General features: G+C 47.7%; 16 protein-coding genes. 8 read left to right on the plus strand and 8 right to left on the minus strand.

Annotated features, from left to right (window positions below):
- Positions 1 to 316 precede the first annotated feature (316 nt).
- Complete coding sequence (gene dtpB, locus HMPREF3091_RS00005) at positions 317 to 1,795, plus strand: dipeptide/tripeptide permease DtpB (protein ID WP_004091080.1); 1,479 nt, start codon at positions 317 to 319, stop codon at positions 1,793 to 1,795.
- A gap of 183 nt (positions 1,796 to 1,978) precedes the next feature.
- Positions 1,979 to 3,322 carry an NADP-specific glutamate dehydrogenase gene (gdhA, locus tag HMPREF3091_RS00010; protein ID WP_070713045.1) on the plus strand — a complete coding sequence of 448 codons (1,344 nt, stop codon included), beginning with the start codon at positions 1,979 to 1,981 and terminating at the stop codon, positions 3,320 to 3,322.
- A 65-nt stretch (positions 3,323 to 3,387) separates the two neighbouring features.
- Here gdhA and blaACC read toward each other — a convergent pair whose 3' ends face one another.
- Positions 3,388 to 4,560, minus strand: a complete 1,173-nt coding sequence (gene blaACC, locus HMPREF3091_RS00015) for an ACC family cephalosporin-hydrolyzing class C beta-lactamase (protein WP_070713162.1) — start codon at positions 4,558 to 4,560, stop codon at positions 3,388 to 3,390.
- Positions 4,561 to 4,773: 213 nt separating this feature from the next.
- Here blaACC and HMPREF3091_RS00020 point away from each other — a divergent pair, with 213 nt between their 5' ends.
- Complete coding sequence (locus HMPREF3091_RS00020) at positions 4,774 to 5,640, plus strand: LysR family transcriptional regulator (RefSeq protein WP_070713048.1); 867 nt, start codon at positions 4,774 to 4,776, stop codon at positions 5,638 to 5,640.
- Between the two features lie 308 nt (positions 5,641 to 5,948).
- Positions 5,949 to 7,301, plus strand: coding sequence for a glutathione-disulfide reductase (gene gorA, locus HMPREF3091_RS00025; RefSeq protein WP_035502770.1), 1,353 nt, complete (start codon positions 5,949 to 5,951; stop codon positions 7,299 to 7,301).
- Positions 7,302 to 7,379: 78 nt separating this feature from the next.
- Here the strand turns inward: gorA and HMPREF3091_RS00030 are convergent, their stop codons facing one another.
- The gene (locus tag HMPREF3091_RS00030; RefSeq protein WP_070713050.1) at positions 7,380 to 8,009 is read right to left on the minus strand and encodes a response regulator transcription factor; all 630 of its coding nucleotides are present in this window, start codon (positions 8,007 to 8,009) and stop codon (positions 7,380 to 7,382) included.
- A 674-nt stretch (positions 8,010 to 8,683) separates the two neighbouring features.
- Entirely contained in the window at positions 8,684 to 9,595 is a 912-nt protein-coding gene (locus HMPREF3091_RS00035; RefSeq protein ID WP_070713052.1) for a LysR family transcriptional regulator, read from the minus strand.
- A gap of 467 nt (positions 9,596 to 10,062) precedes the next feature.
- Here HMPREF3091_RS00035 and yhjD point away from each other — a divergent pair, with 467 nt between their 5' ends.
- On the plus strand, positions 10,063 to 11,040 hold the full coding sequence (yhjD, locus tag HMPREF3091_RS00040) for an inner membrane protein YhjD (RefSeq protein WP_371328667.1): 978 nt from the start codon (positions 10,063 to 10,065) through the stop codon (positions 11,038 to 11,040).
- Between the two features lie 55 nt (positions 11,041 to 11,095).
- Here the strand turns inward: yhjD and HMPREF3091_RS00045 are convergent, their stop codons facing one another.
- Positions 11,096 to 11,989, minus strand: coding sequence for a LysR family transcriptional regulator (locus HMPREF3091_RS00045; RefSeq protein WP_004091092.1), 894 nt, complete (start codon positions 11,987 to 11,989; stop codon positions 11,096 to 11,098).
- A 154-nt stretch (positions 11,990 to 12,143) separates the two neighbouring features.
- Here HMPREF3091_RS00045 and HMPREF3091_RS00050 point away from each other — a divergent pair, with 154 nt between their 5' ends.
- The 3 genes from HMPREF3091_RS00050 to HMPREF3091_RS00060 all read left to right on the plus strand — a co-directional run bounded on the left by HMPREF3091_RS00050 (position 12,144) and on the right by HMPREF3091_RS00060 (position 14,889).
- Entirely contained in the window at positions 12,144 to 13,313 is a 1,170-nt protein-coding gene (locus HMPREF3091_RS00050) for an MFS transporter (RefSeq protein WP_070713057.1), read from the plus strand.
- Positions 13,314 to 13,353: 40 nt separating this feature from the next.
- Entirely contained in the window at positions 13,354 to 14,121 is a 768-nt protein-coding gene (locus HMPREF3091_RS00055; RefSeq protein WP_371328668.1) for a CDP-diacylglycerol diphosphatase, read from the plus strand.
- 117 nt (positions 14,122 to 14,238) lie between these two features.
- Positions 14,239 to 14,889, plus strand: a complete 651-nt coding sequence (locus HMPREF3091_RS00060) for a DUF421 domain-containing protein (RefSeq protein ID WP_035502773.1) — start codon at positions 14,239 to 14,241, stop codon at positions 14,887 to 14,889.
- Positions 14,890 to 14,930: 41 nt separating this feature from the next.
- Here HMPREF3091_RS00060 and HMPREF3091_RS00065 read toward each other — a convergent pair whose 3' ends face one another.
- The 4 genes from HMPREF3091_RS00065 to pdeH form a co-directional block, all read right to left on the minus strand.
- Complete coding sequence (locus HMPREF3091_RS00065) at positions 14,931 to 15,179, minus strand: GlsB/YeaQ/YmgE family stress response membrane protein (protein WP_004091102.1); 249 nt, start codon at positions 15,177 to 15,179, stop codon at positions 14,931 to 14,933.
- A 66-nt stretch (positions 15,180 to 15,245) separates the two neighbouring features.
- Positions 15,246 to 15,740, minus strand: coding sequence for a hypothetical protein (locus HMPREF3091_RS00070; RefSeq protein ID WP_020303553.1), 495 nt, complete (start codon positions 15,738 to 15,740; stop codon positions 15,246 to 15,248).
- Between the two features lie 113 nt (positions 15,741 to 15,853).
- A complete protein-coding gene (locus HMPREF3091_RS00075; protein ID WP_070713065.1) occupies positions 15,854 to 17,905 on the minus strand; it encodes an AsmA family protein in 2,052 nt (683 codons plus the stop codon).
- 102 nt (positions 17,906 to 18,007) lie between these two features.
- Entirely contained in the window at positions 18,008 to 18,790 is a 783-nt protein-coding gene (gene pdeH / locus HMPREF3091_RS00080) for a cyclic-guanylate-specific phosphodiesterase (RefSeq protein WP_004091105.1), read from the minus strand.
- Positions 18,791 to 19,022 lie beyond the last annotated feature (232 nt).

Here is a 19,022-nt window from a genome sequence, read left to right on the forward strand (position 1 = left end):
GCTCGGTATGGACAGGCGGGCGGAATATTACACAGCAATTCCATAAACGATCGGCGAGCGAAAACGGGCCCTCGGTATAGAAATATTCCCCCTTGAATTCCCTATAAAAAAACCGCTAATCAACTTTTAAATAGTGTGATCAACCACTAAGATCGCAACCTGTCCATACAATAACCTACATCATCACTAAAAATCGGCATTAACACGGCATCAAAACATATAAAATCGGAATTCTATTTCAGCAAGGATGTATCTTCGGCAACGCGCTTCGCGTACGCCTACACTTAATTAATTCAATATTCGAAGGCGAACTAATATGAATAAGCCCGCCCCAGTCGGTTTATTGCAACAACCTAAACCGTTTTTCATGATTTTCTTTGTTGAGCTATGGGAACGCTTTGGCTACTACGGTGTGCAAGGCATTCTGGCTGTTTTCTTCGTCAAACAGTTAGGTTTTTCACAGGAACAGGCATTTATCACTTTCGGGGCATTCGCCGCTTTGGTGTACGGGCTGATCTCCATCGGTGGCTACGTCGGTGACCATCTGTTGGGAACCAAGCGCACCATGGTGCTCGGTGCTATCGTCTTGGCACTCGGCTATTTTATGACCGGACTGTCTCTGCATAAACCTGACCTGATCTTTATCGCCCTAGGTACCATCGCGGTAGGTAACGGGCTGTTCAAAGCTAACCCGGCTAGCCTGCTCTCAAAATGCTATCCCCCTAAAGATCCGCGTTTAGACGGCGCATTTACGCTGTTCTATATGTCGATCAATATTGGCTCCTTGCTGTCTCTGTCATTAGCTCCAATCATTGCTGATAAATATGGCTATGCAGTGACATATAACCTGTGCGGTATAGGCTTAGTCGTCGCTCTATTGGTTTATTTCTGCTGCCGCGGTATGGTTCGTGATATCGGTTCAGAACCAGACAGTAAACCTATGAACCTGAAAAATCTGCTGCTGGTACTGATCGGCACCGTTGTGATGGTTTACGTATGCGCTTGGCTGATGCACAACGTTAAAGTCGCCAACATCGTGTTGATTGTGCTATCAATTATCGTGATTTTCTTCTTCTTCCGCGAAGCATTTAAGCAAAACAGAAGCGACCGCAACCGTATGTATGTCGCCTTCGTTCTGATGATTGAAGCGGTGCTGTTCTATATTCTGTATGCTCAGATGCCAACGTCGCTGAACTTCTTTGCAATCAATAACGTACATCATGAAATTCTGGGGTTTGCGATTAACCCCGTCAGCTTCCAAGCATTGAATCCGTTCTGGGTCGTGGTTGCCAGCCCAATTCTGGCATCGCTTTACACCCGCTTCGGCGCCAAAGGCAAAGACCTTACGATGCCAGCCAAATTCACCCTCGGCATGTTCTTATGTTCACTCGGATTCCTTACCGCCGCCGCTGCTGGCCTGTGGTTTGCTGATGCTCAGGGGCTGACCTCACCATGGTTTATCGTGCTGGTTTATCTGTTCCAGAGTCTGGGCGAGTTGATGATTAGTGCCTTAGGACTGGCAATGGTTGCCGCTCTAGTCCCTCAGTATCTGATGGGCTTTATTCTTGGTATGTGGTTCTTAACTCAGGCAGCAGCTTTCCTACTGGGCGGCTATGTAGCAACCTTTACCGCCGTACCGGAAGGCATTAGCGATCCACTGCAAACCCTACCTATCTACACGGGCGTATTCAGTAAAATCGGTATCGCTACCTTTATCATTGCCATCATTATGGCTGCCATGGTGCCTTGGCTAAACCGCATGATGAATACCAAACCCGAAGCGCAAAACGCATAACTCACTGCTCCTCCTCGCCTAACGCCTCCACCCGGAGGCGTTTTTATTTATTGCATGATCATAAATCACTTGATTAAGCCTCGGTTAACGGTGATATAGTCAAAATGCAAACACAGTGCAAAAACTGCATTTATAAACATAAAAAACGCATAAAAAATCACTTCCATAAAGGAGAACCACACTATGGAGCAACCTCGCTCTCTAGAACACTTCCTCACGACCGTGCAACAGCGCGATCCTAACCAACCTGAATTCCTGCAAGCCGTGCGAGAAGTGATGACCACTCTGTGGCCGTTTCTGGAGCAAAACCCTCATTACCGCGATGCAGCCCTGCTTGAACGCTTAATCGAACCTGAGCGCGTGATTCAGTTCCGCGTCACTTGGGTCGACGATCGTGGTCAGGTGCAGGTTAACCGCGCGTGGCGCGTACAGTTCAGCTCGGCTATTGGGCCGTTTAAAGGCGGGATGCGTTTCCATCCTTCCGTTAACCTTTCAATTCTTAAATTCCTCGGTTTTGAACAAACCTTCAAAAACGCGCTGACTACGCTGCCAATGGGCGGTGGCAAAGGCGGCAGCGACTTCAATCCTAAAGGCAAAAGCGACGGCGAAATCATGCGTTTCTGTCAGGCGTTGATGACCGAGCTTTATCGCCATCTGGGCGCAGACACCGACGTTCCGGCCGGTGACATCGGCGTCGGCGGGCGTGAGGTTGGTTTCATGGCCGGTATGATGAAAAAACTGTCGAATAACACCGCGTGTGTTTTCACCGGTAAAGGTCTGTCGTTTGGCGGCAGTTTGATCCGTCCAGAAGCCACTGGTTATGGCTTAGTTTACTTTACCGATGCCATGCTCAAGCGCCACGGTTTAGGCTTTGAAGGCATGCGCGTGGCCGTTTCCGGCTCGGGCAATGTGGCACAATACGCGATTGAAAAAGCCATGGCGCTCGGTGCTCGCGTGATTACGGCTTCTGATTCCAACGGCACCGTGGTGGATGAGGCCGGATTTACCACCGAAAAACTAGCACGCCTATGCCAAATCAAATCCCAACAGGATGGTCGTATTGCCGATTATGCTAAAGAATTTGGCCTAACCTATCTTGAAGGCCAGCAGCCTTGGGGGGTTAGCGTTGATATTGCCCTGCCTTGCGCCACCCAAAACGAGCTGGATGCGCCTGCCGCACGTACCCTGATCGCCAATGGCGTCAAAGCCGTCGCCGAAGGCGCAAATATGCCAACCACGATTGAAGCTACCGATCTGTTCCTTGAGGCGGGTGTATTATTTGCACCTGGTAAAGCAGCGAACGCTGGTGGTGTCGCAACATCAGGGCTAGAAATGGCGCAGAACGCCGCTCGTATGGGCTGGAAAGCTGAGAAAGTGGATTTACGCCTGCACCACATCATGCTGGATATCCACCAAGCCTGCGTGGAATATGGCGGAGAAGATAAGCAGACCCACTACGTTCGCGGTGCAAACATCGCGGGGTTTGTTAAAGTCGCTGACGCCATGCTGGCGCAGGGCGTGCTGTAATATCACTGAGAAATCAGTGACTCAACATATCGCCTCCCCACACGAGAGGCGATATCTATTCTTTTCTACTTATTCCCTTCCAACGAGCTCAGGATTTTATACGCCACCGTCACTCGCTGATCGATTGAGTAGTTTTTGTTAGCCAGCATCACGATCCCCATCTTCTTAGCAGGAACAAACGCAATATAGGCACCGAAGCCGTTAGTTGATCCGGTCTTATTAATCCACACATTTTCCTGTGGCGGTAACGGGGGAACAATCGGCGTAGCCACGCTTTTCGTCATCGCCATATCGTTACCAGTGAGCAAATTCGGCAGAGAAACTGGATATGGCAGCTGCTCCCACATCAGATCCTGAGTAATCTCACCCGATTTGAAATAGCCGGTGTGGGTGGCTGTCAGTGCATGTTGGATCTTGGCATTACCATCAAGCTTTAACTGCCCCATATTGGCTTGCACGTAATGCAACAAGTCGCTGGAGGTAGTTTTGATGCCATAAGCTTCGTTACCCAAAATCTCCATATTGACGTGCACTGGCTCATCTTTCTTGTTGTAGCCCCACGCATAGTTTTCCATCTGGTCAGCCGGAACCTTCAGGTAGGTTTGATTCATGCCTAATAGAGGAAGGATGGTTTGCTCAATCGCATCTTCATAGCTCACACCCAGACTTTTCGCCGCAATCATCCCTAGCAAACCGGTACCGATATTGGAATAAACGCGATGGGTTCCAGCCGCATCAGCAGGTTTCCATGCTTTTAGATAAGTCATCAGCTGTGTGGTGTTCTTGATATCTTCCGGCATAAACAGCTGTAGACCTGAGGTATGCGTACCCACATTGAGTACGCTAACGTGGTCAAAGCTGCTGCCGCGCAGTTCTGGAACGTAGTGGCTCACGCTTTGCTCCAAAGACAGCTTACCGCTCGCCTGCGCATAGGAAGCCAAAGTGGCAGCAAACGTTTTACTCAGAGAGCCCACTTCAAACAATGTATTTTTCGTCACGGGCTGCTGAGGCTGTTTTGCCGCTAACCCGTAGTTATAAATATACTTCCTACCTCTGATGGTCACTGCGACCGACATACCGGGAATATTATTCTTCTGCATCAGCGGCTGGATCAGGCTATCGACGGTGTCTTTAATTTTGCTCTCATCGATATTGGCAGCCATAGCGCCTTGGGCAGTTGCTGCCAGACAGGTAATCACGGATAACAGCTTCAAGGTGTTCTGCATTTTTTTACGCATGAATAAGTGACCTTTTAATCGGATATATTTGGGATCTTGCACGCCAATCAGCATGCAAAAGAAAATGTTTATATTAGCCAGTGAAAGATCGGCGTCATCGCGCCAAGCTCACCGTAGCGGCAGGAATATCCGCTATCGCCGCCTGATTGACAAGCGAGATAAAATTCCCTTAGGGTAAAGAAAATCTTATGCCTCTACTTCTTAAGGCGACCTATGCGTTCTCATCTGCCACTCAATGCTCTTCGCGCTTTTGAAGCTTCAGCACGACATCTTAGCTTCACACGAGCAGGGCTGGAACTCAGCGTCACACAGGCTGCGGTCAGCCAGCAGGTACGCATGCTGGAGACTAAACTGGGAACCCAGTTATTCAAACGTCTACCACGCGGATTAGAACTCACCGATGAAGCCCATGTGCTTTTGCCGGTGCTTAGTGATGCCTTTAGCCAGATTGAGACGGTGCTCAAACAATTTGAAGGCGGACATTTTCATGAAGTTCTGACCGTTGCCGCTGTGGGGACCTTTGCCGTTGGCTGGCTGATGCCTCGCCTACAAAGCTTCAACACCGAGCACCCTTTTGTAGAGCTTAGACTGTTAACCAATAATAACTTGGTCAATTTAGCCGGCGAAGGTTTGGATTTTGCCATACGCTTTGGCACAGGAATGTGGCCAACGACCCATAATGCCGAGCTATTTGGCGCACCGCTCAGCGTACTGTGTACACCAAGCGTAGCGCAGCGCTTACAGCATCCTGAGGATTTAGCGAAAGAAATACTGATGCGCTCTTATCGCGCCGAAGAGTGGAATAGTTGGTTTCTCGCCGCGGGAATTGAGCCCATCAGAGTTAACGGGCCGATATTCGATTCTTCACGGCTCATGGTGGAAGCTGCGATTCAGAATGCAGGCGTGGCGTTGGCTCCAGCCAGAATGTTCGAGCACGAACTACAAAACGGTTTGCTGGTCAGCCCTTTTGATATTGAGGTCGAAGTCGGTAGCTATTGGCTTACCTGGTTGAAATCCAAGCCGATGACGCCCGCCATGCAGCTGTTTCATCAATGGCTGCTGGTACAGGCTAAGGACTAAGTCTGGATACTATTATTGCCAATTAGCGCCGAGAAAACCGCAGCCTATCACAACCATAGATGCAACCTTTGCGGCAATGGCGTGAGTAGCGTTACACTCTAAGGCAATTTTCTCATCCGCAGTGATTGGCGTTACGTGAATTAAGTGGCCTCAAACGCTGTCGGTATATACCCAAAGTCATTCAAGCAGCATTAAGACGGCCAGTGCGCATACCCGATGAGCTCGCTCTAGGGTGACAGATAGCGAGCGCAGCCAACAATAAGGCAGCTTGAAGTATGATGGATATACACAACTCATGGGACTCCCTGATGACTAAACATTATGACTATCTCGCAATTGGCGGTGGCAGCGGTGGTATTGCCTCCATCAACCGTGCGGCCATGTATGGCCAAAAATGTGCCTTGGTTGAAGCCAAGTATCTGGGCGGCACCTGCGTAAACGTGGGTTGTGTGCCGAAAAAAGTTATGTGGCATGCGGCGCAGATCGCCGAAGCAATTCACCTGTATGGCCCAGACTACGGTTTTGATACCACCGTCAATAAGTTCGATTGGGGCAAACTGATCGAAAGCCGTACCGCTTACATCGACCGCATCCACCAATCCTACGAGCGTGGCTTGGGCAACAACAAGGTGGATGTTATCCACGGTTTTGCCAAATTCATCGACGCTCATACCGTTGAAGTGAACGGTGAGACTATCACCGCCGATCATATTCTGATTGCAACCGGTGGCCGCCCTTCTCGCCCAAATATTCCGGGCGCTGAGTACGGCATCAATTCTGACGGTTTCTTTGAGCTGGACGCACTGCCAAAACGCGTTGCGGTAGTCGGCGCGGGTTATATCGCGGTAGAGATCGCTGGTGTCCTTAACGGTCTAGGGGCTGAAACCCACCTGTTCGTACGTAAGCATGCACCGCTGCGTACCTTCGACCCAATGATCGTTGAAACGCTGGTTGAAGTGATGAATGCTGAAGGTCCACAGCTTCACACTCAGTCTGTGCCAAAATCTGTGACCAAAAATAGCGACGGCAGCCTGACTCTGGCGCTGGAAAACGGTAAAGAATTTGAAGTTGATTGCCTGATCTGGGCAATTGGCCGTGAGCCTGCCAATGACAATATCAATCTGGCAGCCGCTGGCGTTAAAACCAACGAAAAAGGCTACATCACCGTCGATAAATATCAAAACACCAACGTAAAAGGCATTTATGCTGTTGGTGATAATACCGGCGCAGTCGAACTAACACCTGTCGCAGTGGCTGCGGGTCGTCGCCTGTCTGAACGCCTATTTAACAATAAGCCAGACGAACATCTGGATTACAGCAATATCCCAACCGTCGTCTTTAGCCATCCGCCAATTGGCACCGTGGGCTTAACTGAAGAACAGGCTAAAGAGCAGCACGGCGAAGAGAACGTGAAGGTGTATAAATCTGCGTTTACCGCAATGTACACCGCAGTCACTCAGCATCGTCAACCGTGCCGTATGAAGCTGGTTTGCGTGGGTAAAGATGAAAAAATCGTCGGCATTCATGGTATCGGCTATGGCATGGATGAAATGCTGCAAGGCTTTGCGGTCGCACTGAAAATGGGCGCAACCAAAAAAGACTTCGACAACACTGTCGCGATCCACCCTACCGGTTCGGAAGAGTTTGTGACCATGCGCTAAGCGCACGTAAAGCTGTTCCTGAAAACAAAAGGCCGAAGATTTCTCTTCGGCCTTTTCGTTATCGACGCTATCTCAATATCACGAAATATCGTGGATAAAGCTGAGGAAATCACTTTTGCGCAACAAAGAAAGACGCTCGCGGAATTGGCGCAATTTGCTGTAAATCGATTTATCCGCTGTATTCAGCTTAGCGGCAATACACTTCACGCGCATTCCGCTCATCATGTCATCCAAAATCGTGAATGTCTCTTCGGTCACTCGACCTGGACCATTAGATGTTTGAAACATATGTTGAACTTCTAGAGTCACAAAACGACTTCCACTCAAGACCTGTTTCACGGCCTGTTCCACAGACTCAAGAGGCGCTTTTTTATTTATAAAGCTGGCGTTATCAATCAGACGCACAAAGTTCAGCGTATGCTCAGCCTGATTAGAGGTCCAGAATACAATACGATACAGATCATACGCACGCAGGCCGGACAGGCTGCGTACCAGATGGAAAATAGACTGATGCAAACTGTCTAAGTCGACCATGATAAATTTAGTTCTATCAGAATCAACGACTGCGCCCTGCCCCAGAGGCGCAATCTTTTTCAATAAGCCTTTCAAACCCGTAGCAAACATAGGATCGTCAGATAAAATACCAATTACCGCGTTGTCTAGATTAATGACTTCAAGCTCAGATGATGATGTGGATAATGAATTCATGTTTTATTACCTTAAATATCATCGGCAGCACCACTGCGGGATACCTTGCCTAGTAGTACATCCGTGTGATAACTCCCAGCCGACGCGGTTTCGCTGCAACATAAAGCCCATTATTCGTAATGACAGTGCTATTATTAAGAGGACAACCTTATTTTGCTAATAAAGGTCAGATACTCACTATCTACACGTTATATTTATAACGACGTAACGTGAACGAATAAAAATAAAGTGCGCCGAGTTTGGAGGACCTATACCCAAGAAAGCTTTATTTGCTGGGGATATATGAGTACAAGTTAGGTAGAAATAACACGATTAACAATAACTCAGGGCGTAAATCCCTTTTGCATAAAGTGAAATGTAGTTCTTTTGTATCGGATATGTAGGCAAGTAAAAGCAGTCACATGCTATTAAAAACTAACAAAATACTTAATTTTCATCTGCTTATTTTTTGCATTTAACATCTGTCTACTTTTCGTCTTGTCTAGTGACTTTCATCACACAATTTAGCGAATGTTAGGCAGTTCACAATAAATAGCATTAAATGTTCAAAATGACACATTCATTATCTAAAACTTCAATGCCAATAGTTATCTATCCAAATAAAAAAGATAGTCATTCACTATCCCTCTTATATACAGACGATGCAAAAGCGAGATATTTATTTTTACAATCAGTCAATTCTCATTTTCTAGCCGTACCTGACTCCCTACCCTTATTTGTTTTATGAGCTCCATGATATTGGCATCAGCAGCTCGACTCTTGTGGTAATGGGCATAAATGGTTCCCATGGGTTTTGCATGTGGGAAATCCAAGATCTGCACATCTACAATTTTTTCAAATTGATGAGCAAAAATCCTACCACAAACAAGAATATAATCAGTCGTTGCCGCCATCATCATTAAATTCAGTACCGACGTACTTGAGTATATCGGTGCTTTGTTGTGCGGGTTTAACACGATGTTATCTTCAAACAAGGAGGGCCACATCGTTGGGCTAAGATACTCTTCATTTTCTAGCTGGCTAAGCTTAAACCCAGCTTTAATGCGCGGATGTCCCTTACGACACATTACCACCGGGAAAACGTCAAACAATGGAACGTTAGTAATCATCCAGTCAGCATATTTTTGTGGGGTGAAACTAATATCTATTTTTCGAGTACGCAGTCTAGTGATGTCTTTTGTTAGATCGCCGTCATGGGTTTCATTCGTCAAGGCAACGCTATCGAAGGGATATCCCTGCTGCTGCAATGTGCTGGTTAAATAATATTCTAGCATCGGTGACAAGCTGAGTTTCAGTCTCGTTTGGCGATTATCACCATGATGCAATGAGGTCGATACACTGACAGCGCTCTGAATGCTATTAAGCGCTTGAGCTAAATTAGGCGTAATATTATATGCGAGTGCCGTCGGCTCTAACCCTTTTTTAGTACGAATGAACAAAGGATCGTTAAAGCTATCACGCATTTTCTTAAGAGCACGGCTGACAGAGGCCGTTGAACTATTCAGCAGTTCAGCCGCTAAGGTGACACTGCGCGTATCCATCACCGTTAAAAAAATTCGGATAACGCTCACATCAATATCTAGCATGCCTCTACCTTGCCTTGTTAGCTAAAAATATTCGACCCAAAATCGGCACATGCAGCCAAGAGAATAACGGACATATTTTACCGCCGTGATTATGACATAAAACACCACATCAGCCTCATTAAATAGAAATAAGCCGCTCACACTTAAGGTTTATTTTTTTACACCATAGGAGTATTTCATTCTTTTTTTACCGAATTACGTTCTGGATTAGAGGTGATTTACAAAGTTGGGCTTAAGTTAGCAGAATATTCTTAATAAGCGTAAACAACGAGTGACAGCGATATACCCGCCATACTGTCGGACGGGGTAAAAAGCATTTGTTCGCGTGGCAAAACCTCTCATATTTGCCTGATATTTTGCCATGCAGCGCGACTCTGCTAGGATCTAGCTTAATCCTTTATCCTGACGTGAGAAATTAACCGCCTAAAATGACATCGCTTCTTGGTGCATGTAGGTGAAAAATGCTTATGCCGAATGACATAGATGCCAAAAGTAGCAAAGCCAGCGTCACCAAACAGGTGACCAAAACCATTGATAAAGCCAACTGCTTCGTAACCTGGTTAAAGGCCATTCCTAGCGTTGCGCACATTATTCGTGCGGTTGACCGCTTTAATGATCGACTCGGAAGTCAGTTTGGTGCTGCCATCACCTACTTTTCCTTTCTATCCCTCATCCCCATTTTGATGGTTTCCTTTGCGGCCGTTGGTTTCGTACTGGCATCAAATCCCGATTTGCTCACCGAACTCATCAATAAAATCGTCAGCAGCATTAGCGATCCGAACTTAGCCAACACGCTAAAAAATACCGTAAACACCGCGATTCAGCAGCGTACTACCGTGGGACTAACGGGTTTAGCCATTGCCCTGTATTCAGGCATTAGCTGGATGGGGAATCTGCGTGAAGCGATTCGCGCCCAGTCACGCGATGTGTGGGAACGTAATCCGCAGGATCAAGAGAAGTTTTATTTTCGCTATTTGCGAGATTTTATCTCGTTGACCGGCTTAGTCATCGCCTTGATCGTTTCGCTCTCTTTCACCTCAATCGCAGGCGCAGCGCAGGCTTCCATCGTAAAAGCGCTCGGACTTGATGGCATTGAATGGTTACGTCCAGTTATGACGGCCATCGCGCTTTCGATTTCAATCATGGCCAACTATCTATTATTCCTCTGGATTTTCTTAGTACTGCCGCGCCACAAGCCAAAGAAAAAGGCATTATTACGCGGTACGCTTATCGCCGCGATTGGCTTTGAAGTGATTAAATTTGTGATGACATGGACTCTGCCAAGCCTTGCACGTTCACCTTCCGGCGCAGCCTTTGGCTCAGTCATTGGTTTGATGGCTTTCTTCTACTTCTTCGCTAGACTCACGCTATTTTGCGCCGCGTGGATTGCCACCGCTGACTATGCTGGCGATAAAACCGTAGAGCGTAAAGCACCACAAGATTAACCTGCCAGTACGGCTTTCCTGTCCCCGCCAATGACGGAGGGGAACAGGACATTTTTCAGCGATGCAGCGGATATCTCTCTGCCAGAAAATCGAGGAAGCAACGAATCCGCGCCGAAAGCTGACTGTTTCGATAATAAACAGCGTGAATGGATTGATAAGTTTCCAACGTATGCTCGGTGAGTATCTGCACCAAACGCCCTTCGGCGACATCCTGATGCGTCATAAAATCAGAAAGACACACAATCCCCCTTCCGCTGATCGCTAAATGACGCAGCGTCTCGCCGCTAGAGGCTGCAATATCGGGCGTAACCGCAAAACTAGCACACTGACTCTGTTTAAGCGGCCACTGATTTAATGATTGAGGCTGCGTGAAGCCTAACAGACGATGCCCACTCAAATCGCTTACCTGCTGTGGCGTTCCCTGTTTTTGAAGATAGCTCGGAGAGGCCAAAATCTTTAACCCCGAGCGCCCAATGGGACGCGCATGCAAGCTTGAATCTTGCAGAGTACCAATACGAATCGCCACGTCAGTACGCTGCTCCAGAAGGTCAATAATCTGATCGCTGGTATTCAGCTCTAGAACGATTTCTGGAAACCGAGCGGTGAATTCATCAATCAAGGGAACCACCACGTGCAGCATAAACGGCGAGGCCGCGTTTATACGCAAACGTCCCGCCGGACGATGACGCTGGAGCGCCAGCTGCTCTTCGGCTTCTTCAATTGCCTCAAGAATGGCGCGAGCGCGGTCGAGAAAAATGCGCCCTTCTTCAGTTAAATCAATACGCCGCGTAGTGCGGTTCAATAGCGTGGTTTCCAGCTTTTGCTCTAAACGCCCCAGTGCTCGGCTAATCCCGCTCGGCGTTTGTCCTAACTGCTCTGCTGCGCCTGTCAGGCTCCCCGCATCTACGACGGCGACAAACGCCACTAGCTCTTCGGTTGTTGTTTTCATTGTTGCTCACCAATCAATTATCTTGTGAGTATAGCCCTATTTTTCTGCAAAAATAATCCGTGCAAACTCAGCGCCATCAATTATTCGTACCGAAGATATTTCAACACGCAGCAACCTGCGGTTTGAAAAACGAAAAGAAGAGGAGTTTGCAGTTATGCCATTAGCTCTGTTTGCGCTGACCATCAGCGCCTTTGCCATCGGCACCACGGAGTTTGTTATCGTGGGGCTGATCCCGACCATAGCCGCTGATTTGCAGGTTTCTCTGCCGTCAGCAGGCCTACTGGTAAGTTTATATGCGCTCGGCGTAGCTATCGGTGCCCCAGTGCTCACTGCGCTAACCGGCCGTATGCCGCGTAAGACGCTGCTAATTGGTCTGATGGTACTGTTTACCCTCGGCAACCTATTAGCGTGGAAAGCCCCCGGCTATACCTCTCTGATGACCGCTCGTGTCTTGACGGGCTTAGCCCATGGCGTCTTTTTCTCTATCGGCTCAACGCTCGCGACGAGTCTGGTGCCTAAAGAAAAAGCGGCCAGCGCTATCGCTATCATGTTCACAGGTTTGACTGTTGCTCTGGTGACCGGCGTACCTTTAGGCACGTTCATCGGCCAACATTTCGGCTGGCATGAAACCTTCTTAGCCGTATCGTTACTGGGTATTGTCGCACTGATCGGTAGCCTAATTTTTGTACCGAACGGCTTGAAGCACACACCGCCTGCGTCTATTGCGCGTCAGCTCACTATTTTAAAACAGCCGCGTTTGCTGATGGTGTATGCCAAAACGGCACTGGGCTACGGCGGTAATTTCGTTGCCTTTACCTTCTTAGCTCCGATTTTACAGCAGGTCAGTGGCTTTAGTGCCGGAGCAGTTACCTGGGTTATGTTGATTTACGGCGTATCCGTTGCGGCAGGCAATCTCTGGGGTGGACGTTTAGCCGACCGCATGGGGCCAATTAAAGCGTTGCAGATTATCTTCTTACTGCTCGCTGCGGTACTGGCCGTATTCAGCTTTACCGCTCATAGCCCAGTACTGGCATTAATTACCGTGTTGTTCTGGGGTGCGGTCGCCTTTGGTAATGTCCCAGGGCTACAGGTTTACGTGGTGCAGCAGGCAGAACGCTACGCGCCACATGCAGTAGACGTGGCTTCCGGCTTGAATATTGCCGCTTTTAACCTCGGCATTGCCGGAGGTGCATGGGTCGGTGGAATGGTCGTTGAAAACTACGGTTTGATGGTAACCCCTTGGATTGGTGCTATCGTTGTACTGCTGGCCTTTGGAATGACTCGTTGGAGCGGCGCATTAGACAAACGCGTATGTGCCCAGTAAGGTAAGCACCCTTAAGACTTAATGATATAACGGGGTAATGATGAGATTTCAGCGCAGAACATGTTTCGCCATAGCGATCGTCGTTGTGCTACTCATCATTACTGCCTTCTTTTACTTACGACCCACACCCCCTGATGCATTGTGGAAAATAGTCAGCCAGCAATGCGTACCGCATCAGCAACAGCGTCAAAATCCGAGTCCTTGCGCCGAGGTTAATCTCGCTCAGAGATTTGTGATCTTTAAAGATCGCAACGGACCACTGCAATATCTATTAATGCCAACGGCAAAAATTACCGGAATTGAATCTCCTTTGCTGCTCAAACCGCAGCAACCCAACTATTTTGCTGCCGCTTGGCAACAGCGTCAGTGGTTATCAAAGCGCTATGGCAGCCCGGTGCCAGATAATATGCTGTCGTTGACCGTAAACTCTGAATATGGCCGTAGCCAAAATCAGCTACATATCCATATGTCTTGCACCAAACCCCAAGTACGCCAGCAAATAGATAGGTTAATACCGTCGCTCTCTAGTCAATGGCAGCCAATAAAAAATGGCATCAATAGCCACCGCTATTGGGCGCGTAAATTAGAGAAAAGTGAGCTATCACATAGCAGCCCGTTTATTCTACTCGCCAACGGCTTACCCGCAGCACGCGAAGATATGGGCGCATTTGGACTGGCTTTGCTGCCTGTGGATGATGGCGGTTTTGTGCTATTAGCCACCCAGCGTGAATGGTGGAAAATGAATCTAGCATCGATTGAAGAAATTCAGGATCACCGCTGCATCAGCCTTTATACCTCACGCCGATAAGCCTCATAAAGTTTAGGCCCATAAGCGATGTTCCCTTGTATAAAAAGCGAGCTTCTGTTTTTATTATTAAGAAACATAAAGATAATCTTATCGTTGTTGATCGCTTTGGGAGGGAGTATGGAGTACTACGGATATGTTTTGGTGAAATTTATTTTGGGATTCGCCATCGTCATTACACACTTAAATTTTTCAGGTAAAACTCAGCTATCGCAAATGACGCCGGTCGACTTTATTGGCAACTTCGTATTAGGTGGAATTATTGGCGGCGTGATCTACAGCGATGCGATCCCTCTCTATCAATATATTATCGTGTTACTCATCGGCGTATGCTTAATTTCACTACTGAATGCCATCAGCAAGCACGTCTATTTTTTCCGCTCAGTCACCATCGGCGATCCCATCCCTATTATAAAAAAAGGGCGTTTTCTGATGGAGAACATACTGACCAAGAAAAACAAAATCGATATTTTAAACGTATCCTCCCAGTTACACGCTCAGGGTATTCATTCGTTCCAAGAGATTAACTACGCCCAAATTGAGCCTAGCGGACAGCTTACCGTCGTGTGCGAAGGCGCTCAGATGCCATCAATCATTCTGATGAAAGATGGACGTCTACGCTCTTATGAACTGAATCAGATAGAAAAAGATGAAGCATGGATGCAACAGGAGTTAGAGCGTTGCGGAATTAAAGCTGAAGATGTGTTCATTGCTGAGTTTTGGGATGGAAAGCTGATGTTCATTTTGCGCGATGGTGAGATCGTTCGTTAACCATTAAAGCATCGGGGCGGAAACCCGCCCCGAGAGCATCATTAACTGCGGATTTTTCGGTAGATAAACAGCACCACCAAAGCACCAATAACAGCAACGATAAAGCTACCAAAATTAAAGCCATCAACTTTGCCATAGCCAAAAAAGGTGCTGATATAACCACCAACAACGGCACCGACCACACCAAGAATTACGGTAACAATAAAACCACCGCCGTCTTTCCCCGGCATGATCCATTTAGCCAAAATACCGGCAATAAGCCCAAAAATAATCCACGAAAGGATTCCCATATATTCCCCCTAAATTTACTGATTAAAAATGATATAACCCACACCTAAATTATAGTGTGTCTAACGTTATTGATTGCCATTTGTTGCAGGAGCAGAACCGCTTTGTGCTGGCGGGTTTTGCTTCATACTGTCTTTTATTGCCTGAGTTTTCGTCTGAGCATCGGCTGACAGATCGTTCGCACCACTAATAGCGCTGTCTTTAATATTCTTCGCCTGTTCAACGATCTGATCGCTTTGCTGCTTAGCCTGCTTTTCTAGCGAATTGGCTTTAGCTTTCGCGTCATCCGTAATAGCATCCGCTCGTTTTTCGGCTTCGCTTTTAATTGCCTTCGCTTTGTCCTTCAACTGCTCGGCCTGAGCATCAGCCTCTTTCTTCAGCTTATCAGCCTGCTGCTTTGCAGCATCGGTGATCTGATCGGCTTTATTATCCGCAGCATCTTTGATCTGTTCCGCGTTATCTTTCGCTTTATCAAGGTTGGCATCTACTTTCGTGGAATCATCACAGCCTGCGACAACCAATCCAAAAAGCGAAGCTAACAGGACCTTATTCCATACGTTCATCATCCATTTCCTTGTTTTCTGTGTGTATTAAAAATGAACAACACAATCATGTTGTTACACCAAGAAAGCATAGCCCATATTTCTAGGCTCGCCATTTTAGACGAGCCGTTTGGTTATTTTTTCATCCCTTTCAGCATGCCGCCACACTGATTCGAATCCACTTCACTTGGCGATATCAACGCCAGCAACGCCGCAGCAGGTGCAACAACAGTACCCAGAGCAACGGCTGCTACGCCACGCGCAATCAGGGGACCCGCTTTCACGCCAGCATCGGGATGCTTAAAGGTTCCCTTCACATACAGCGGGGATCGTAAAGTGAGGACACGCATTCCCTTACTTTCAGGATCAATCGATAAATCCATCCGTTCAGTCGCTAAATTGACGTTACCCGAAATATTTATCACCGCATTTTCGGTATCAAAGACAAACAATCGCGTAGCGGCTAAACCATTTTTGATGCCTATATCCGCCGCCGCGCAGTTAATCTTGACTTCATCATCGCCAAATAATTTGCCCACCAGGTAGTTACCCACGTTAAGGCCAGCTATCTCCATCAGGTTACGGCTTATCACACCGTCATTAATCAGCAAGCGCACATCACCGTTGCTAGTACCAAGCAAATCAGCTACCGAGTTCCCCGTCCCACTTATTTTGGCATCACCGTTCAGTTGTCCTAAGCTACGACGCATCGACTCAACATTCGGCAGCAGCTTTTGTAGTTGGAAACCACGGGCGTGAAGGTCTGCCGCACCGCGCATCGGCGTTCGTTTTCCTTCGAGGCGGATCGTTGAATTCAGGTTGCCACCGGCTACGCCAAAGCGTAACGGGTCCATCAGGAGCGTACCGTTATTTAAAGAGAGATGAGTATAGAGATCGCTAAGCGGCAGCGACTCTCCGTGCTCAATGCGCTTGGCGGTAAATTTGACGTCTGCGTCCATCGTAGACCATTGCTTGGTATCAAATTTATCCCTAGGCAGAACTTTGTCGGATGGCTGAGTCGCTTTTTCGCCTCGGCTCGCTTTTTCTTGATTAGAATCAGCGCCGATAAGCGGAGCCAAATCAGTAAAGCGGAGCTGGTTAGAAACCAATTCCCCACTCAGAGAAGGGCGAGGTTTGCTCATCTGATAGGTTAGGCTACCGTGAATATCGCTGTCGCCAATTTTACCGTTGAAGTTTTGATAACGATAAATCGCGCCTTTTGCACGTTTAAGCTCTGCGCTGAGATGACCGTCAGTGGAGTAAGGCGGCGTATCCGGTAACACGATGCCGGTGAGCTTATGCAGCTGGCTCAGGCTCTGTCCTGAAAATTGCAGTCGTAGATCCAACGCGCCTAAATTGAGTGGATCGCTCAGCGTACCGGCGACCGCTACACGCGTTTTTCCCGAGCGAACATCAGCCTGTAATGGGAATAATCCATCAGGATCGCGTAACGCCAGCATTCCGCCAATTTTCCCGCTGCCCGAAAGTGACTCATCGTTATACGTGCCATCCACTTTCCAGCCAAAGACATAATCCGGTGCTTTCTTACTCGCTACTTTTTTCGCAGAGCTGCTATCGCCCACCACTTCACTAAATGGCAGAGGTTTGCCCAACGGATCGATCGTCGCTTTGAATTTTGCGCCGATCATCGCGTCATCATATGCGATCTTCCCCTGATCAAAGACAATATCGTCGATCTTGAAAGACCACGCCGATTTTTGATCTTTAGGCTGATCCTCGTTCGAGGAATTCGCGAGTTCAAAGGTCCAGTTGTTCTTACCATTTGCCAACCTGCGCAACGATGCATCCGGCTGTTTGAGTTTAATTCGAGGGATATAAATCTGTTTGCCCAGCAAAGCCAGCGGAGAGAGGCTCGCATCAACTCTTTCAAGCGACACCATTGATACGGCAGGAATATCCGCGGGGTTACCTAAAACAATGTCTTCAGCATGAACATGAGGCCAAGGCACCCAAGAGCGCCAGCCGGTTTCATCCGCAGGCCGCGACCAATCAACACCCAGATTGCCACGGATAGCAAAGGGACGGTTAAGCTCTGTTGAGACTTTCTGATTGATGGTTGGCTTGAGTCGATTCCAGTCAAAGGTGATCACAAAGATAACGATCCCGACGATCACCAAAGCAACGATCCCTGCTAACCAACTCAGAGTTTTTTTTGTTCTGGTCATTGGCATGTCCTAAATATTTAGCCTAAAAGTGTCGTATCCCACACATAACAATAGGTTAATTTTTAGAAATACGCCTGTTTACGGGCTAAAACGGAAGGTGAACTACTCACTAAAGCGCATAGGAAGTTGATGCAAAAAATCAAATGGATTGGGACGGGAAAGGTAATAACCCTGTGCTGCACAGGCCTCTGAGCGTTTAACCAGTGTCCATTCTTGAGACGTTTCGACCCCCTCAACAATCACACCTTTGGCATAGCGACTCATCAGCGCTACTAATGCATAAAATAATCGGATCCCTTCATGGCTTTCGCGTAAAAACGAAAAAAGGGCACGATCGAGCTTTACAAACTCATAGCGGCACTCCATCAACGAGGAGAAATTAGCCAATCCGCTACCAAAATCATCTAGCCATAAACGGTGTACATCTTCTAACGATTGAATCGGCATCGTCAGCGCGGCATAGGCGTGCTCTACCATTTCAAACCGCAGGTATGGCATATGATCCAACAGTTCTCGCGCTTCAGGCAACCGCTGTAAAGACTGCAAAGTTTGACCATCGACGTTAACGGAAACGAGCAGATCGCTCTGCTGAATAAAACCGTGCCATTGATAGATTAATCTAAGCTGCTCCAGCACCACGTCCTGACGCAGGCTCTCAGAAATATGTTCAAAATAGTCTTCTGGGGATAAACGGCAATCGGGGTTTTCAGGATGATGCACGGCAGTAAGCAATTCTATTGCCAGAAGTACGCCGCTGGTGCAATAAATGGGTTGGAAAGTATACATTCTCTGGCACTGACTCCAGTAGCTCTTTTCTTGATTGAGCTCTAGCGGGGGCAACGGAGGCACCATCCACCCCGTGGCCATCATCTTGCCAATTTTCATGTGTCCACCATCCGCATACACCTTGTGAGAATCACTCTTCGTCCAAACGGACAATTAACAAAGGCAATTATCGGCAGGAGGCCTCAAATCTTTAACTGAGTTTCCTGTTAGCTTAATCACTGCCGCTTAAAAGATGGTGGATATCACGGAGTTTCGCAAATGAGCTACGCTATCTAGGGTTCTATCGCTATACACCCGTCATGCTTGAAATTGCATCTGTGTTAGCTATAGA

Source organism: Hafnia sp. HMSC23F03 (genome assembly GCF_001816025.1).
Lineage (GTDB): Bacteria > Pseudomonadota > Gammaproteobacteria > Enterobacterales > Enterobacteriaceae > Hafnia > Hafnia paralvei.

Bases quoted from the DNA above. Each gene is read 5' to 3' on its own strand.
- HMPREF3091_RS00060 (WP_035502773.1), top strand. From the start codon at position 14,239: ATGGAGTACTACGGATATGTTTTGGTGAAATTTATTTTGGGATTCGCC.
- gorA (WP_035502770.1), top strand. From the start codon at position 5,949: ATGACTAAACATTATGACTATCTCGCAATTGGCGGTGGCAGCGGTGGT.
- yhjD (WP_371328667.1), top strand. From the start codon at position 10,063: ATGCCGAATGACATAGATGCCAAAAGTAGCAAAGCCAGCGTCACCAAA.
- HMPREF3091_RS00030 (WP_070713050.1), bottom strand. From the start codon at position 8,009: ATGAATTCATTATCCACATCATCATCTGAGCTTGAAGTCATTAATCTA.
- gdhA (WP_070713045.1), top strand. From the start codon at position 1,979: ATGGAGCAACCTCGCTCTCTAGAACACTTCCTCACGACCGTGCAACAG.
- HMPREF3091_RS00075 (WP_070713065.1), bottom strand. From the start codon at position 17,905: ATGACCAGAACAAAAAAAACTCTGAGTTGGTTAGCAGGGATCGTTGCT.
- HMPREF3091_RS00020 (WP_070713048.1), top strand. From the start codon at position 4,774: ATGCGTTCTCATCTGCCACTCAATGCTCTTCGCGCTTTTGAAGCTTCA.
- HMPREF3091_RS00070 (WP_020303553.1), bottom strand. From the start codon at position 15,740: ATGAACGTATGGAATAAGGTCCTGTTAGCTTCGCTTTTTGGATTGGTT.
- HMPREF3091_RS00045 (WP_004091092.1), bottom strand. From the start codon at position 11,989: ATGAAAACAACAACCGAAGAGCTAGTGGCGTTTGTCGCCGTCGTAGAT.
- HMPREF3091_RS00055 (WP_371328668.1), top strand. From the start codon at position 13,354: ATGAGATTTCAGCGCAGAACATGTTTCGCCATAGCGATCGTCGTTGTG.
- HMPREF3091_RS00035 (WP_070713052.1), bottom strand. From the start codon at position 9,595: ATGCTAGATATTGATGTGAGCGTTATCCGAATTTTTTTAACGGTGATG.
- dtpB (WP_004091080.1), top strand. From the start codon at position 317: ATGAATAAGCCCGCCCCAGTCGGTTTATTGCAACAACCTAAACCGTTT.
- HMPREF3091_RS00050 (WP_070713057.1), top strand. From the start codon at position 12,144: ATGCCATTAGCTCTGTTTGCGCTGACCATCAGCGCCTTTGCCATCGGC.
- blaACC (WP_070713162.1), bottom strand. From the start codon at position 4,560: ATGCGTAAAAAAATGCAGAACACCTTGAAGCTGTTATCCGTGATTACC.
- pdeH (WP_004091105.1), bottom strand. From the start codon at position 18,790: ATGAAAATTGGCAAGATGATGGCCACGGGGTGGATGGTGCCTCCGTTG.
- HMPREF3091_RS00065 (WP_004091102.1), bottom strand. From the start codon at position 15,179: ATGGGAATCCTTTCGTGGATTATTTTTGGGCTTATTGCCGGTATTTTG.